A 15,395-nucleotide genomic window follows, 5' to 3' on the forward strand; every position below is an offset into this window, starting at 1 on the left:
GCAGCACGCATCCATCCACGGGGGTGCGGGTGCGCACTCTTCACGCGCCCGTAACACCGCGGAATTCTCCCGTCTTCCGGGCCGGCCGAGAGCGTCCGATTTCCCCCTCGACTAGGGGGTTCGCAGGGGTTAGCGTGTAACCGTTCGTGCCTGCAGTACACGCCATCGCAGCCTGGGGTGATCGCCGATGTCATCGGATCATGCGTCTGTGCCGTCTGAGAAGCGTCGCGCCTGGCCGGTGATCCACATCGTTCTGCGCTCGGTGCTGGGGGCGGCGCTCGTGGTGATGCTCGTCATCATCGGGCTGCGCGTGTTCGGGCCGGGCGCCCCGAACACCGCGGTGGCGGATGCGAGCGCGACTCCCACCGCGGCGGCCACCCCGACTCCGACGCCCACACCCACCCCGACGCCGATCCCGACTCCGACCACCACCACGCCGTCCGGTGGTGGCAGCAGCGGAGGCGGCGGTTCCGGAGGAGGCACCGGCGGCGGCTCGGGGAGCGGCACGACCGCCCCGGTCATCACCTCGTTCAACGGCCCGGCCACGATCGACTGCCCGGTGCCGTCCGAAGCCCCGGTTCCCGGCGTGCCCGCCGCAGAGACCCCGTACGTGAGTTTCACCTGGACGAGCACCGGGGCCGACACCGCCTACTTCGGTATCGGCACCGCGGATGCCGAACTCGCCCCCTTCTCGGAGGTGGGCGTGAACGACGGCATCGCGGTCGACTACCAGTGCTCGAACGCGAGCGTCACCTACGCCATCACGATGATCGGCCCCGGCGGCAAGACCAGCAAGACCCTCGACGTGGTGAACACGGGGTACGTCGGATGACGCCTCCCTCTCCCCAGTCGCCACCGCCCCCGCTGCCCGGATTCGACTACCTCGACACCCTCGGCTCCGGCGGCTTCGCCGAGGTGCACCTCTACGAGCAGCATCTGCCCCGACGGCGCGTGGCCGTGAAGGTGCTCACCGGGGGTGTGCTGGACGAGGCATCCGCGCGGCAGTTCCGCGACGAGGCGAACCAGATGGCTCAGTTGTCGTCGCATCCGTCGATCGTCACGGTGTACCAGGCCGGCATCGCGCAGACGGGGCAGGCCTACCTCGTGATGGAGTACTGCGCCCTGCCGAACTACGGTGAGCGGTACCGGCACGAGGTGATCCCACTCGAGGAGGCGCTGTCGGTCGGGGTGCAGATCGCGGGGGCGGTCGAGACCGCGCACCGGGCCGGCATCCTGCACCGCGACATCAAGCCCGCCAACATCCTGGTCACCGACTTCCACCGGCCCGCGCTCGCCGACTTCGGCATCGCCGGTGTGCTCGGCAGCTCCACCGCGGTCGACGCCTACTCGGTGCCGTGGGCGTCGCCGGAGTCGCTCGGCGAGGGCGGGGTGCTGCGGGCGCCGTCCGACGTGTACTCGCTCGCCGCCACCGTGTACACCCTGCTCGCGGGGCGGGCGCCATTCGAGATCCCGGGCGGGGACAACTCGCCCGAGGCACTCATCCACCGGCTGAACACCGGCCCCGCTCCCGCGACGGGACGACCGGATGTCCCGCCGGAGCTCGAGGCCGTGCTCGCCACCGCCCTCTCCCTCTCCCCGGCGGCGCGCCACACCACGGCGCTCTCGTTCGGCCGCGCGCTGCAGCAGGTGCAGCAGCAGTACGGGCTGGCGGTCACCCCGATGGACGCGATCGACGACCCGTTCACGCGCACGGGGGCAGGCATGGGGGCGACGGGTTCGTACGGCGGCACGGTGCCGCCGGGGCCGGCCTACCCGACGGGCGGTGTTCCTCTGGCGGGCACGGTGCCGGGGGGCGCGGTCGGCACGGGGCCCGCGACGGGTGCGACCGAACCGCCGACCACGCCGTATCCGTATGCGCCGGCCCCGCAGACCGCGCCCACGGTCGCCTACGCCCCGCAGCCACCCACCACGCCCACGGTCGCCTACGCCCAGCCTTCCGGTGCGCCACTGGAGTCGACCGTGCGCCGGGCCCCTGCTCCGAGCACCGCCCCCGTGTACACCGCGGAGGCACGCCGCCGCCCGCGCTGGCCCGGTGTCGTGCTCGACCTCGTGCTGGTGCTCGGCGTCGCCGGGGCCGCCGCGTACCTGGTGTTCGGCGGCTGAGATGACCTGTGCGAGCCGCTCCCGCCTCGCCGGTGACGTGTGCGCGCGGGCGGGAGCCCCTGACCCGTCCGAGAGGGTCGCCGTCGGGCAGACGGATGCGCCCCAGGGCGGATCCGCGGCCGGAGGTGGGCGGCCGTGAAGCTCAAATTCACTCTGCAGCGGGCCGACTCCTCCGTCGCCGACATCGTGGTGACCACCGACGCCACCGCCTCCGTCGGTGACATCGCCACCGCGATCGCACTGGCCGACACCTCGATGCCCCTCCCGGCCACGACCGCACCTCCGCCACCGCGAGCCCCCGACCGCTCCGCCACCGCCCCGGCGTTCCCGGCCACCGCATCCGTCTCGCCACCGCCGGTCCCGCCGCGCCCCGAGTTCACCCTCGTCTCCTCGCCGCCGGCCTTCGCACGCGAGACGACGCTGGCGCCGTCGACCCCGATCGGAGAGGCCGAGATCGGCTCGGGGTACAGCATCCGTATCGCCCGGGTCGCGTCGCCGGGGCCGTCGGCGGCTGCCGGAGCCCCCGCCGCCGCAATCGCACGCGTGATCTCGGGCCCGGATGCCGGCCGCGAGTTCCCCCTCGCCCTCGGTGAGAGCACGATCGGCCGCGACCCCTCGTGCACGATCACGCTGCACGACCCCCTGGCCTCGAAAGTGCACGCGAAGGTGATCGTCACCGACACCATCGAGGTGGCCGACCTCAACTCCGCGAACGGGCTGCTGATCGACGGTGGCATCGTCACCCGCGTGGCCGTCGACGAGCACCAGACCGTCACGATCGGCGACACCGAGCTCGGCTTCCGGCACCTGGGCACCGCGCGCGAGACGCGCCCCTCGGAGCGCGGCGGCATCCTGCCCTTCAATCGCGCACCACGGGTGGAACGGCGCTATCCGGGCCGCACCTTCACCACGCCACTCGCCCCGGCCGAGCCCGACAAGGCGCGCTTCCCGTGGATCTCGCTCGTCGCGCCACTCATCACGGGCGTGGCCATGTACGCGCTCTTCCAGAGCCCGTTCGCCCTGCTGTTCGTGGCGCTCGCGCCCATCCTCGTGCTCGGCAGCTACGTCGACGGCGGCATGAACCGCCGGCGCCGGCTCGAACGGGACACCGAACGCTTCGACACCGAACTCCACGACCTCACGGTCGAGCTGGCCGAGGAGGTGCCCCGGGAACGAGCCGCCCGCGCGTCCGAGGCGCCCGCCACGGCCGAGGTCTACGCCGACGCGATGCAGCTCGGACCTCTGCTCTGGACCCGCCGCCCCGAGCACTGGTCGTTCCTCACCGTGCGCTTGGGCCTCGGCACCCTCGAGAGCCGCAACACCGTCGAGAAGGCATCGAGCGACGACGCGCGATCGATCCTCGAGCTGCGCCTTCGCGCCGAGGCGGCTCTCGCGCCCTTCGAGCGCATCGCGGATGTGCCCCTGGTCGAGAACGCCCGCTCGAGCGGTGCCATCGGCATCGCGGGCCGTCGGGAGGCGTCAGCGGATGTCGCCCGCGCGCTCCTCGTGCAGCTCATCGGTCTGCACTCCCCCGCCGAGGTCGCCGTCGCCGCCCTGACGAGCGCCTCCTGGTCGCCCGAGTTCGCCTGGCTCGGCTGGCTGCCGCACACCTCGTCGCCCCAGTCCCCGCTCGGCGACCAGGTGCACCTCGCCGACAGCGCGGCCACCGGACAGGCGCTGCTCTCGTCGCTCGAGGCGCTCGTGGAGGCGCGCACCGCCGGTGCGGCATCCGAGCGCGGTGCGATCGCCGACGACGACAGCGTTCTGGCCGAGGGGAAGAAGGTGGGCCGCGCGGGCTCGGCCGGTTCGAGCGCCGGCCGGCCCGCGCCCTCTCTCGTGGTGATCGTCACCGACGACGCGCCGGTCGATCGCGCCCGGCTCGTGCAGATGGTGGAGCGCGCCGCCGACGCCGAGGTGCACATCGTCTGGATCGCGCCCACCGCGCGCGATCTGCCCGCCGTGTGTCGCAGCTGGATCGACGTCTCGACCGGAACCGACGACGCGCGGGTCGCCCTCGTCCGGCTCGGCGATGTCGTCACCGGGGTTCGCACCGAGCGGGTGGACGTGCCGCAGGCCACTGCCCTGGCCCGGCGGCTGGCTCCCCTCGTGGATTCGGGAGCCCGCATCCTGGATGCCAGCGACCTGCCACCCTCGGTGTCGTTCCTCTCGCTCGTGGGCCAGGACGTCGCCGAGTCGGCTGCGGCGGTGATCGACCGGTGGCAGCAGAACGACTCCCTCACGGGATCGATCGGTGACGGCAGCCGGATCGATCAGGGAACCCCCGCCCCGATTCTCGCGGTGCCTCTGGCGCCGCGGCGCGCCGGCAGCCTCCGTGCCCTCGTGGGGGTGGCCGGTGCCGATTCCCTCCACCTCGACCTGCGCACGCAGGGCCCACACGCACTGGTCGGCGGAACGACCGGCTCCGGCAAGTCGGAGTTCCTGCAGGCCTGGGTGCTCGGCATGGCCCTGGAGTACAGCCCCGACCGCGTCACCTTCCTCTTCGTCGACTACAAGGGCGGCTCGGCCTTCGCCGAGTGCGTCGCGCTTCCGCACTCCGTGGGTCTCGTCACCGACCTCAGCCCGCACCTCGTGCGCCGAGCGCTCACGAGCCTGCGCGCCGAGCTGCAGTACCGTGAGCGCCTCCTCGGCCGCAAGAAGGCGAAAGACCTGATCGAGCTCGAGAAGCGAGGCGACCCCGAATGCCCGCCCGCCCTGGTGCTGGTGATCGACGAGTTCGCCGCGCTCGCCTCCGACGTGCCCGAGTTCGTCGACGGCGTGGTCGACATCGCTCAGCGCGGCCGCTCGCTCGGCATCCACCTCATCATGGCCACGCAACGGCCGGCGGGCGTGATCAAAGACAACCTGCGCGCCAACACCAACCTGCGCGTCGCGCTCCGGATGGCCGACGAGCACGACTCCTCCGACGTCATCGGCGACAAGACGGCCGCGGGCTTCGATCCGTCCGTGCCGGGGCGCGGCATCGCGAAGACGGGCCCGGGCAAGGTCACCGGGTTCCAGACCGCCTACATCGGCGGGTGGACGAAGCGCGGCCCCGAGCGGGCGGCGGTGAAAGTGGCCGAACTGCGCTTCGGCGCCGAGATCATCTGGGAGCCGCGCAGTGTGGGCACGCCCACCCCGACGGCCGACGAACTCGGCCCCACCGACGAGGCACGACTCGTGGCCACCATCGGCACGGCGGCGGTCGCCGCAGAGGTCGTTCCCCCGAGGCGCCCGTGGCTCGACGAGCTCGCTCCCGCCTACGACCTCGCGGAGTGGAACGTCGACTCGGATGCCGCGCTCCCCCTCGCCCTCACCGACGTGCCCGAGCACCAGCAGCAGGCGATCGCCTCGTTCCTGCCCGACGTCGACGGCCACCTCGCCGTCTACGGCACCGGAGGCTCGGGCAAGACCGTGCTGCTGCGCACCCTCGCCGCCGCCGCGGGACTGGCCCGGATCTCGGGAGCCGCGGCATCCGGCCCCGTCGACGTGTACGCGCTCGACTTCGCCGGCGGCGGGCTGCGGATGCTCGAGCAGCTCCCCCAGGTCGGCTCCGTCATCGCGGGCGACGACTCCGAACGCGTGGCCCGCCTCCTCCGCACACTCGGCGAGCTGCTCGACGAGCGAGGCCGGCTCTTCGCCGAGGTCAACGCCGGTTCGATCGCCGAGTACCGGGCGCTCGCCGGTGCGCCGGAGACCCCGCGCATCCTGCTGCTCATCGACGGCTTCCCCGTGTTCCGCACCGACTGGGAGGCGGCGTCGGGGCGGTCGGCGCGGTATGCCGACTTCCTGCGCATCCTCGCCGAGGGCCGTCGGCTGGGGGTGCACGTGGCCTTCACGGCCGACCGCCCGGGCAGCGTGCCCACCTCGGTCAGCTCCTCGGTGCCGCGCCGCGTCGTGCTGCGGCTCTCCGACGACTCGGCCTACCTCATGCTCGACGTGCCCGACGATGTGCTCTCCGCCGCCTCGCCGGCGGGCCGCGCCGTGATCGACGGGCACGAAGGGCAGGTCGCCGTGCTCGGCGGCGAGCGCAGCGTCGTCGCCCAGGCCGACGCCGTCACCTCCCTCGCCGAGCGGATGCGCGCAGCCGGCGTGCCGGATGTCGCCCCGGTGCGCTCCCTGCCCGCCGAGATCCCGATCGCGACGCTGCCCCACCACCTCGCGGGCCGCCCCGTCATCGGCGTCTCGGACGACACGCTCGCGCCCATGGGCTTCGAACCGACCGGGGCGATGGTGCTGGCCGGCCCGCCGGCGAGCGGCCGCAGCTCCGCGCTGCTGGCGCTCGCTCAGTCGCTGCAGCGTGCGGAGCCCGCCATCCGGGTGTTCTACCTCGGCCATCGCCGCTCGTCGCTCGTCTCCGCCTTCGACTGGGCGGGCACCGCCACCGACCCGGATGCCGTAGCCGGCCTGGCCCGCACCCTCCGTGACGAGGTGACCGCATCCGACCCCGATGCCCCCTCCACCGGCCGCATCGTGGTTCTCATCGAGAGCCTCGGCGACTTCCTCTCGACCCCGGCCGACTCGCCTCTCGTCGACCTGATCAAGACCGTCAAGCGCAGCGACCACCTGCTCGTCGCCGAGGCGGAGACCAGCGCCTGGGTGTCGTCGTGGCCGCTGTTCGCCGAGATCAAGAACACCCGCCGCGGCATCCTGCTGCAGCCCGAGCCCGCCGAGGGCGAGACGATCCTGCGCACGAGCCTGCCGCGGGTGGCCCGCTCCGAGTTCCCGCCCGGCCGCGGCTACTACGTGGCGGGCACACCCGTGCGCCTCCAGCTGCCGCTGCCGGCCGCCGCCACCGACTCCACTTCCGTTCCCCTGCTCACGATCCGCACGTAGTCCCCATCCACAGAACCGCACCACCGACACCACGAAGGAGTTCCACCATGGCGAATCTCAACGTCACCTACGAGGAGATGACCGAAGCCGCTCAGCGCCTCGACGCGGGCCGTGACCAGATGACCTCGACCCTCACCGATCTGCGCCGGCTCATCGACCAGCTGGTCGCGGGCGGGTTCCAGACCCAGCTGGCCTCCGGCGCCTTCGACGAGACCTACGAGAAGTTCACCTCGGGCACCACGCAGGCCGTCGAGGGACTGCAGGGGCTCTCCCAGTTCCTGCGTTCGGCCTCCGAGGCCATGCAGAAGACCGACGAGGAGCTCGCCAAGGCCATCAGGAACTAGGCGATGGCCGATCTGCGCGTCGACACCGATCTGCTGCACGAACTCGACTCCGCCCTGAAACTCATCGTGAACACGCTCGACTCGGCCGGTGGCATGAGCCGGTCGACGTCGCACGCGGTGGGCGACGGCGACCTCGCGGGCGTGGTGATCGACTTCGCCGACGACTGGGAGGACACCCGTGACGACATGCTCGAGGCTGTGCGCAACATCAGCGACGCCGTGCACATGATCACCGACGCGTTCGACACGCTCGACTCCGAGCTCGTGAAGAGTCTGCTGGGCCGGCATGGCTGATCTCGGCCCACTCCCCGGCGACCCCGACATCGTGCTGCGCGACGCCACCCAGTATCTCCGCGCGGCCGAGGCCATCGCGCAGGCCGCCGACCAGCTGCGGCAGCTCTCGAGCGACCGCTTCCGCAGCCAGGCCGTCGACGCCATCGTGGGGTCGGCGGCGGATGCGGCGGGCACCATCACCGAGGCCCACCACCGCTACTCGGAGGCGGCCCAGGCGCTGCTCGACTACGCCACCCCCATGCGCGAGGCGCACGACCGCGCGAATGCGCTCACGGCGATGAACCGCGATCTCGTCGATCGCGCGAACGCCTTGCGCTACCAGGTCGAGGACGCCGACCGGCAGGCCCAGGCGCCCGGCCCCGACCAGGTTCTGGCGATCGCGCACGCTCAGCAGCTGCACCAGGAGTGGGACGCGCTCGCCCAGCAGATGAGCCAGGCCGAGTCGGAGTGGAACGCCGCCCGCGACCTGATGCACCAGGCCGCGCGAGCGGCCGCATCCCGCATTCACGACGGCAACGAGTTCGGCGACCTCAACGACAGCTTCTGGGACGACCTCGGCGACCTGTTCGACATCGTGAAACTGGTGGCGAACATCGTCTCGGTGGTGCTCAAGATCGTGTCGCTCGTGCTGACGGTGCTCGCCGTGGTGTTCGCGGTGCTCGCTGTGTTCTTCCCGCTGCTGGCGGTGATCTCGGCGGCGCTGTTCCTCTATGCGCAGGTGGTGAACATCGCGATCGCCATCCTGGCGCTGCTGCAGTTCGCGATGAACGGGTTCCACCTGCTCGACCTCGTGCTCGCGGGCGTCGCGGTTCTCGCCGCATTCGGCGGGGCGGCGCTCGGCAGCGCGCTGGGGGCGGCGGCGCGAGCGGCCGCATCCGGAGCCACGCAGGCGCTCGGCAGCGCCGCGAGCTCGGCCATCGGCGAGATCGCGAAACAGGCGGTGACCTCGGCGGTGGAGTCGGTCACCGACACGGTCGTCGACGGCGTGCTGGATCTCGGCAGCGCCGAGGCGCGCTCGCTCTACGAATCGCTCGACCCGATCGCGGGCGACTTCCTCGACAACGCCTTCGGCTCAGACCTCGAGGGCTTCACGGACACGATGACCGGGCTCGGCGAGAAGGTGGGGGCCGACTTCGCGGAGGGCGTTCAGGCGAGCGGCCTCGGGAATCTCGTCGATGCGATCGGGGGGATCGCGCGGCCTGGTGCGTCGGCGTTGGGGAGCGTGTACGACTCCGTCTACGACGTGGGTTCTTCGATCGCCGACACGGTCGGGCAGGTGCGCGACTCCGTGTCGAATGCGCTCTCGCAGGCCTCGAGCGACGCCCTCGGGCCGCTGCTCGGACAGGGGCTGGATGGCGTCTCGTCGCATCTCTCGCACGACCTGGGCCAGGTGCTCGGCGGGCCCGACGTCGGTGAGACCATCGGTGGAGCGGTGCAGAAGCAGCTCGCCGATGTGATCGGCGGCCTGCCCGGTGGCGACTCGGTGGCGCACGCGATCGGCGACGAGTTCGGCGGACTCGCACAGCGCGCCTACGACTCGAGCACCGACCCGAAACTGCTGGCGACGACGGGTGGTGCCTCCCGTGGCTGAGCAGGTCGGCTTCACACTGCGCTTCCCGGAGGGCTGGAGCGAGGTGCCTGCGGCTCCGGATGCGGCGGCGAGTGCCCGGCGCCGCTTCGTGTTCGCGCCCCGGGAGGCCGCCACCGGCGCCCAGCTCGTGAGGGCGATCGCCTCGATCGAGGTGCGGCCGCGGCGCGGCATCACGGTGGAGCAGTTGCTGGCCCGTGCGCTGAGCGAGCGCCCCGACGCATCGAGCCCGACCCCTCCGCCCTCGGCGGCGACATCGGGGGCGGTTCCCGGTGGCTACCGGCTCTGGCGCCGCGAAGCCGACACGGTGGAGCTCGCGGGCCTGCCCTGCGTCGTGGTGCACGACGTGTTCCGGCCGGCGGCCGGCGGGCATCCGGCCCTGCAGCAGCGGCTGCTCGTGACGTATTTTCCGCCCGGCGGGGAGGTGGCTGTGCAGTTCACCCTCTCGAGTCCCGACCTGCTCGCCTTCGACGACTTCCTCGCCGACGGGCTCGCCATCGCCGCCACTCTGACGCTCAGCGCCCCTCCCATCGACCTGAAACGGACCCCCGCATGACCACGAGTCCCGAGGCCGGGCCCGAGGCGAACCCCACGTCCTCCCGGGCGGCGACCGGCTCGACGGAGTTCGGCTTCGACGTGGCACTGCCCGGCACGTGGTGGGCCATCCCGGTGGCCGACCCGGCCGAGACCGAGCGCGCGGTGGGCGACATCGTGAGCGCCACCATCGGTCGCCGCGATCAGGATGCCCGGCTGCGTGCCGAGCTGCGAGCCAGGTTCCTGTACGCCGCCGATCGGGCGCGCTCGAGCGGTGCCGTGCAGCTGCACCTCTGCCGCGAGGTGATGCCCGACGTGCCCCTGCCGGCGACCCTCACGGTGTACTGGCCGCGGATCGCCCTCCGGGCATCCGATGACCCGGTCGAGGCGCTGAGGGGCGTACTCGGCACCATCACCGAGGCGAGCGATGCGGGTGCCGAGAACCTCGGCGACGACGACCGCGCGTTCCCGTGCGGGGCCGCCGTGCGGCGCCGCCGCATCGTGACGGCCGAGCCCGGCAGCCCGGAGGAGGGCGTGCGCACGGTCGAGATCGACTACTGGATCGCCACCCCGTCGCACCGCGTCCTCCTCCTCTCGTTCGCGTGCGGCCTCCCCGACCTGGCCGAGCAGTTGGCGTCCCTCTTCGACCTCGTGGTGACGACCCTGACCTGGACCCCGCGCGCCTGACCGTCCCGCACCCGTCCCCGACACCTCGAACGTGCGCCGGATCGGCCCCGGAAGCCCACTTCTTCGACCTCCCCGCGAGCGAGAGCACAGCGGATGCCCTGTGAACGCCCATGTCGGCCCGCTACGGTGGGCCGCATGGCCCGCCGTGCATCCGAACCCGTGTACACCCTCGCCATCGGTCTCGGCCGAGCGCTCTTCGCGAGCTGGCGGCTGAAACGCCACGCATCCGGGCTCGAGAACATCCCGGCCACGGGAGGTGCCGTCTACGCCATGACGCACTTCGGCTACCTCGAGTTCGCGCTGGTGGAGTGGCAGACCTGGCTGCACAACCGACGCCGGGTGCGGTTCATGGCTACGAAGCGCGCCTTCGACAAGCCCGTGGTGGGCGGCCTGCTGCGGAGCATGAAGCACATCGAGGTCGACATGTCGGCCGGCGGCGACGCGTATGCGCAGGCGGTGGCGGCGCTGAAACGGGGCGAGATCATCGGGGTGTTCCCCGAAGCCGGTGTGAGCGCGAGCTTCACCGTGCGCGAACTCAAGTCGGGAGCCGTGCGGCTCGCCGCAGAGGCCGGCGTGCCCATCATCCCTGTGGCCGTGTGGGGCGGTCAGCGGCTGCTCACCAAGAACCGCACGATCCGGATGCGCGACCGCTTCGGCGTGGAGGTCGACTTCGCGTTCGGCGCGCCGATCACCGTGACACCGGCCGACGACGTGGCCACCGCCACCGCCGCTCTGCGGGAGACGCTCACGCACCTCTCCGACACTCTGCAGCGCGACTACGCGCAGGACGGCAGCGGCCAGTGGTGGCAGCCCCGCCACCTCGGCGGCTCGGCGCCCACCCCCGAGGAGGCCGCCGCCGCCGACGCGGCCCGCGCCGAGCGCCGCGCCGCAGCCGCAGCGGGCTGACGCCGCAGCGCCACCACCGCCCGACCCTGCCGGAGGAAACGACGGAGTCCGACGACGAATCCGCCCTGAGACTCCTTCGTTTCCGTCATCCGCTGCGAGACTCCGTCGTTTCCGTGCCACGCGCTGAATGCGACCGATGCGGCCGACAACTCCTGCGCCCCGCAACCATAATGGAGCCATGAGCGGTGCGAACCTCGAGGAGCTGCGGCGGCTCCGCCGCGCCCGCGACCGGATGGACCGCGAGTTCGCGCGGCCCCTCGATGTGCCGGCCCTCGCCCGCACCGCGCTCATGTCGACAGCCCATTTCAGCCGCCGCTTCCGCGAGGCCTACGGCGAGACCCCCTACTCGCACCTCATGACGCGGCGCATCGAGCGCGCCAAGGCGCTGCTGCGGCAGGGATCTAGTGTCACCGACGCGTGCTTCGCCGTGGGCTGCTCGAGCCTCGGCTCCTTCAGCTCGCGCTTCACCGAGATCGTGGGCGAGACGCCGAGCGCCTACCGGGCGCGGGATCACGACGACATCCTGGTGGTTCCCGGATGCGCGGCCATGATCCTCGGCCGCCCCCGACGCGACCTCGCGCGGGCGGGCACCGGGTAGCCGCTCCGCCGGAGCGACGCACCAGGTCGAGCAGGATCGGAGAAGCATCCGTCGATCTGTCTCACTACCGTGAGGCCATGACCATTTCACTCAGCCACGTTCACGTGCTCGTCGACGACCCCGATGCCGCACTCGCCTTCTACCGCGACATCCTCGGTCTCGAAGTGCGCAACCAGGTGGCCAACGACGGATTCACGTGGGTCACGCTCTCGACCCCCGACCAGCCCGAGGTCGAGATCGTGCTCTCGCAGCCGCACGCGGGGGTCTCGCAGGAGGACGGCGACGCCCGCGCGGCGCTGCTCGCGAAGGGCGAGCTGCCGGGCGTGCTCTTCCGCACCGACGACCTCGACACTCTCTTCGAGAGGGTGCAGGCCGCGGGCGACGCGGAGATCCTGCAGGAGCCCACCGATCAGTTCTGGGGTGTGCGCGATGCGGCGTTCCGCGACCCGGCGGGCAACCTGGTGCGCATCAGCCAGGCCTGACGCGGGCGCGGGCCCCTCCCGCCCTGACCACAACCGGTCGACACCCTCCCGTGCGGCCGACCGTGGGAGTGCGACGGCAGGTGCAGCCGGGGTCGTCGCTGCCGGGCTGCGGCGACGGACCGGCACCGGCGAGTCCGGCTAGTCGGCGGAGTTAGCGGCGGCGGCTTTCGCGGCGCGGCGGCGGTCGCGCGCATCCTTCGCCACGTCGACGGCCTTCTTGGCGGCCGAGCTCGCCTTCGTGCGGGCCTTCTTGGCGCCCTCGAACTCGGTCGACAGGATGCCGAGGCCTCCGAGAGCCACCAGAGCGCCGGGCCCGGGCAGCGGGATCATCACGACGCCGAGGGCGACCGTTCCCCCGCCGACCACACCCACGCCCGTGCGGTACACCGCGTTCGTAGTGGGGTTACGGCGGATGCGCTCGCGTGCCCCGTGCGCCGCCTTGCCGGCGGTGCGACCTGCGGCCCGGCCGACCGCGCGGCCGAGGTTCTTCGCGGCGGTTGCGACGTCATCCTGCGAAGAGGCCTTCGACGAGGACGGCGGAGTCGCCGACGATCCGGCGCTCGGCTCACTCGGCTGGATGACGATGGTCTCAGGCCTGCGTGACTCGCTCATGCTCCCAGCCTAAGAAGGATCGCCGTGATCGGGCCGCCGCAGCACCATTCATCGGGCGGATTCCCGGGAGGAGCACGCCCGCCCTATTTCGGCAGGATCGCCGTGCCGCTCGCGGTGCAGCTGGCGGTGGAGTACGAGCCCGTGCTCGTCTGCTCGGCCACGACCGTGCCGTCGAGGATGATGCGGCACGTGACGTCGCCGTCGACCGCACCGTTGGTGGCGGTGAGTGTGTAGCTGTTGTAGGTGGCGGCGCCGCCCGTGCCCACGGTGTACTCCTGCTCGAACGGGAGGGTCTGGCCGGTCTGCTGCTGCGTCGCCGAGATGCCGTCGGCGTAGGTGGTGTAGCTCACCGAGACGTCGGATCCGGTGCCGCCGACCTGGTAGATCAGCGAGATCTGGCGGGTGCTGCCGTCGATGCCGGTGCCGCTCGAGCCGGAGCCGGAGCCGGAGCCGATGCTCGTGGCGAGGTTGCCGAAGAACACGAACGTGTAGACGATGGCGAGAACGATCGCGACGAGGAGCGCGATGAACCCGATGATGAGACCGGCGATGGCCGTGCCCCGGCCCCGGCCCTTGATGAAGAGCGCGATGATGCCGAGCACGAGCGCGACGAGGGCGATGAGACCGGCGACGTAGTTGAAGAACGGGATGAACGCGCCGACGAATGCGACGATCGCCAGGATGAGCGCGACGAGCCCGAACGTGTTGCGCCGCTTCGGCGATCCGGGCGGCGGAACGGGCTGAGGCGTCGTCGGATAGGCGGGCGGCGGCGAATAGCTCATGATCCGATGATGCCAGAGACTCTCGGCGGCGTCCGATAGTCTCCGGCTACGCCACGACGATGCGGAGACCGCTGATGGACAAGAGCGACTACAAGATGACCCAGACCGAGATGCACGCGTTCGAGATCCACGACAAGCCGAGCGGAGCACTGCTGGCGACGATCACCCGCGAGCCGGGCGGCGCGTGGTCGACTCAGCCCGCAGACTCCGTCCCGGGCGACCCGTTCGACGACCAGGCCAAGCCCCAGGCGGCCTTCGACGCGTTCATCGCCCGCATCACCCCCGACGCGGATCCCGACTCCCCCGAGGCTTGAACCCGCTCCGGCACGCTGTGCGGAGGACCCCGGTGGGGAAGTCATGGTGCGCAAGCACGACGCCGGTCACGATCAGCGCCTGATCACGGCGACCACGAGCAGGACCACGCCCACCATTGACGTCAGCACTCCGATGCCTAGCGACACGAACAGCGGAACGAGGCTGATCGGTGGGATGCGCTGCTCATCGAGCAGATAGCCCGCCGCCACCATTGCCACGGCGCTGATCAGGGCGATGGTGGCTCCGGCGATAGCGAGACCAGCAGCCCACCGCCCTCCTGATGGCCGGATCATGTCACGCTCCTAGTTGCATCCGTGCGCGACGTAGTCGGCGTAGGAGCCGCGCACGATGTAGCTGTCGAGGTTCCACTCGCTCTTGAGCGGCGCGAACTGCATGTGGCAGCCGAGTTGCCACCACATCCCGTTGGTGCGGTACGGGCTCGAGACCTTCGAGAAGTACTCGTCACGCATCCCATTCACCGCGGTGGGGTTGTTGCCGTTCAGCCGACCCCACGCCGTGGGAGTGACGACCTTGGTCACACCTCGCGGGTCGCGATACGCGTTTCTGATCGAGTCGATCTGGGCTAGGCCGAGATATGGATCGGCGACGACAGGGTACTGTGCGCCGGCATGCTCGACGACCTGAGTCAGAATCGGCCCATCGATCACGTAGTGCGTTGCCACGGTCCGCTGCGCCCCGTCGGTGGCCCACGCGGCGCCGATGATTCCTTCCAGCTCCCCGCGCGCGTCGCGCACGGTCACGAGCCCATCGGGTTGCAGTTCAAGGGAGGCGTTGCCGAACGAGTAGGAGTACGAGAGTGGTGCCGAGGCGTCGTGGATGACGGTCGTGAACTGAATGGAAGCATCTGTCTTGACCAACGGCACGGTGCTGAATCCAGCGTTGTCGTAGACCACGATTCCTCGGCCCGTGACGTGCGGGCGGGCAGCCGTGGTTGCAGCAGGCAGGGTCACCTCGATCACGTGGCCTGCCGACGCGAGACGCACCGGCCGCAGTGAATCGGTTGGCAACGAAATCTCGGATCCCGCGATAGACGCGTGGAGACCAGAACTCTGCCCGTTGTCGAACGGCTCTTCGACGAGATCGGAGAGCACAGACTGCACACTCCCGACCGACGCCGACTCGGTGAGCGCCGCCAAGGCGTCTGCAGTCGGATCGACAGGCGCCGAGGCGAAAGCGGGAGGGGCGCTGTACAGGGCGGTGCCGACGACCACAGCCACTGCGAGGAACGGGGTTACTCGGAATCGCACAAGAGCTCCTTTCAGAGCCCGCTCCCCC

Annotated in this window: 16 protein-coding genes; 12 read left to right on the top strand and 4 right to left on the bottom strand. The window is 71.3% G+C overall.

All coding sequences use genetic code 11. From position 1 onward, the window contains the following. Window positions 1-208 precede the first annotated feature (208 nt). The 11 genes from EPO52_RS15110 to EPO52_RS15160 all read left to right on the top strand — a co-directional run bounded on the left by EPO52_RS15110 (window position 209) and on the right by EPO52_RS15160 (window position 12,390). On the top strand, window positions 209-832 hold the full coding sequence (locus tag EPO52_RS15110; protein ID WP_290807990.1) for a hypothetical protein: 624 nt from the start codon (window positions 209-211) through the stop codon (window positions 830-832). Continuing rightward, entirely contained in the window at window positions 829-2,124 is a 1,296-nt protein-coding gene (locus EPO52_RS15115; RefSeq protein WP_290807993.1) for a serine/threonine protein kinase, read from the top strand. Before EPO52_RS15110 ends, EPO52_RS15115 begins: the two co-directional genes overlap by 4 nt. Before the next feature lie 135 nt (window positions 2,125-2,259). Beyond that, the gene (locus EPO52_RS15120) at window positions 2,260-6,957 is read left to right on the top strand and encodes an FtsK/SpoIIIE domain-containing protein (RefSeq protein WP_290807996.1); all 4,698 of its coding nucleotides are present in this window, start codon (window positions 2,260-2,262) and stop codon (window positions 6,955-6,957) included. Window positions 6,958-7,004: 47 nt separating this feature from the next. Then, complete coding sequence (locus EPO52_RS15125) at window positions 7,005-7,301, top strand: WXG100 family type VII secretion target (protein WP_290807999.1); 297 nt, start codon at window positions 7,005-7,007, stop codon at window positions 7,299-7,301. Between the two features lie 3 nt (window positions 7,302-7,304). Next, window positions 7,305-7,595, top strand: a complete 291-nt coding sequence (locus EPO52_RS15130) for a hypothetical protein (RefSeq protein WP_290808002.1) — start codon at window positions 7,305-7,307, stop codon at window positions 7,593-7,595. Then, the gene (locus EPO52_RS15135) at window positions 7,588-9,186 is read left to right on the top strand and encodes a hypothetical protein (protein ID WP_290808006.1); all 1,599 of its coding nucleotides are present in this window, start codon (window positions 7,588-7,590) and stop codon (window positions 9,184-9,186) included. Before EPO52_RS15130 ends, EPO52_RS15135 begins: the two co-directional genes overlap by 8 nt. After that, window positions 9,179-9,739, top strand: a complete 561-nt coding sequence (locus EPO52_RS15140; protein ID WP_290808008.1) for a hypothetical protein — start codon at window positions 9,179-9,181, stop codon at window positions 9,737-9,739. Before EPO52_RS15135 ends, EPO52_RS15140 begins: the two co-directional genes overlap by 8 nt. Beyond that, entirely contained in the window at window positions 9,736-10,404 is a 669-nt protein-coding gene (locus EPO52_RS15145) for a hypothetical protein (RefSeq protein WP_290808011.1), read from the top strand. The genes EPO52_RS15140 and EPO52_RS15145 overlap by 4 nt, the downstream gene beginning before the upstream one ends. A 135-nt stretch (window positions 10,405-10,539) precedes the next feature. Continuing rightward, entirely contained in the window at window positions 10,540-11,310 is a 771-nt protein-coding gene (locus tag EPO52_RS15150; protein ID WP_290808014.1) for a lysophospholipid acyltransferase family protein, read from the top strand. A gap of 178 nt (window positions 11,311-11,488) precedes the next feature. Further along, a complete protein-coding gene (locus EPO52_RS15155; RefSeq protein WP_290808017.1) occupies window positions 11,489-11,908 on the top strand; it encodes a helix-turn-helix transcriptional regulator in 420 nt (139 codons plus the stop codon). Between the two features lie 77 nt (window positions 11,909-11,985). After that, window positions 11,986-12,390 carry a VOC family protein gene (locus EPO52_RS15160; RefSeq protein WP_290808020.1) on the top strand — a complete coding sequence of 135 codons (405 nt, stop codon included), beginning with the start codon at window positions 11,986-11,988 and terminating at the stop codon, window positions 12,388-12,390. 138 nt (window positions 12,391-12,528) lie between these two features. Here EPO52_RS15160 and EPO52_RS15165 read toward each other — a convergent pair whose 3' ends face one another. After that, window positions 12,529-13,002 (bottom strand): PGPGW domain-containing protein, encoded by a 474-nt coding sequence (locus tag EPO52_RS15165; RefSeq protein WP_290808023.1) that lies wholly within the window; start codon window positions 13,000-13,002, stop codon window positions 12,529-12,531. Window positions 13,003-13,085: 83 nt separating this feature from the next. After that, entirely contained in the window at window positions 13,086-13,784 is a 699-nt protein-coding gene (locus tag EPO52_RS15170) for a DUF4190 domain-containing protein (RefSeq protein WP_290808026.1), read from the bottom strand. A 74-nt stretch (window positions 13,785-13,858) separates the two neighbouring features. Between EPO52_RS15170 and EPO52_RS15175 the strand changes: the two genes are divergently transcribed. Beyond that, window positions 13,859-14,098 (top strand): hypothetical protein, encoded by a 240-nt coding sequence (locus EPO52_RS15175; RefSeq protein WP_290808029.1) that lies wholly within the window; start codon window positions 13,859-13,861, stop codon window positions 14,096-14,098. Window positions 14,099-14,170: 72 nt separating this feature from the next. On the opposite strand, the gene EPO52_RS15180 is transcribed toward EPO52_RS15175, so the two are convergent. Both EPO52_RS15180 and EPO52_RS15185 read right to left on the bottom strand, forming a co-directional pair. Then, complete coding sequence (locus EPO52_RS15180) at window positions 14,171-14,392, bottom strand: hypothetical protein (RefSeq protein WP_290808032.1); 222 nt, start codon at window positions 14,390-14,392, stop codon at window positions 14,171-14,173. Window positions 14,393-14,401: 9 nt separating this feature from the next. Further along, the gene (locus EPO52_RS15185; RefSeq protein ID WP_290808035.1) at window positions 14,402-15,367 is read right to left on the bottom strand and encodes a DUF2599 domain-containing protein; all 966 of its coding nucleotides are present in this window, start codon (window positions 15,365-15,367) and stop codon (window positions 14,402-14,404) included. Window positions 15,368-15,395: the final 28 nt, after the last annotated feature.

This window comes from Herbiconiux sp., from assembly GCF_004297105.1.
Taxonomy (GTDB): Bacteria; Actinomycetota; Actinomycetes; order Actinomycetales; family Microbacteriaceae; genus Herbiconiux.

Coding starts and splice junctions, on each gene's coding strand:
- EPO52_RS15115 (WP_290807993.1), top strand. CDS start 829: ATGACGCCTCCCTCTCCCCAGTCGCCACCGCCCCCGCTGCCCGGATTC.
- EPO52_RS15125 (WP_290807999.1), top strand. CDS start 7,005: ATGGCGAATCTCAACGTCACCTACGAGGAGATGACCGAAGCCGCTCAG.
- EPO52_RS15130 (WP_290808002.1), top strand. CDS start 7,305: ATGGCCGATCTGCGCGTCGACACCGATCTGCTGCACGAACTCGACTCC.
- EPO52_RS15135 (WP_290808006.1), top strand. CDS start 7,588: ATGGCTGATCTCGGCCCACTCCCCGGCGACCCCGACATCGTGCTGCGC.
- EPO52_RS15145 (WP_290808011.1), top strand. CDS start 9,736: ATGACCACGAGTCCCGAGGCCGGGCCCGAGGCGAACCCCACGTCCTCC.
- EPO52_RS15150 (WP_290808014.1), top strand. CDS start 10,540: ATGGCCCGCCGTGCATCCGAACCCGTGTACACCCTCGCCATCGGTCTC.
- EPO52_RS15155 (WP_290808017.1), top strand. CDS start 11,489: ATGAGCGGTGCGAACCTCGAGGAGCTGCGGCGGCTCCGCCGCGCCCGC.
- EPO52_RS15160 (WP_290808020.1), top strand. CDS start 11,986: ATGACCATTTCACTCAGCCACGTTCACGTGCTCGTCGACGACCCCGAT.
- EPO52_RS15165 (WP_290808023.1), bottom strand. CDS start 13,002: ATGAGCGAGTCACGCAGGCCTGAGACCATCGTCATCCAGCCGAGTGAG.
- EPO52_RS15170 (WP_290808026.1), bottom strand. CDS start 13,784: ATGAGCTATTCGCCGCCGCCCGCCTATCCGACGACGCCTCAGCCCGTT.
- EPO52_RS15175 (WP_290808029.1), top strand. CDS start 13,859: ATGGACAAGAGCGACTACAAGATGACCCAGACCGAGATGCACGCGTTC.
- EPO52_RS15180 (WP_290808032.1), bottom strand. CDS start 14,392: ATGATCCGGCCATCAGGAGGGCGGTGGGCTGCTGGTCTCGCTATCGCC.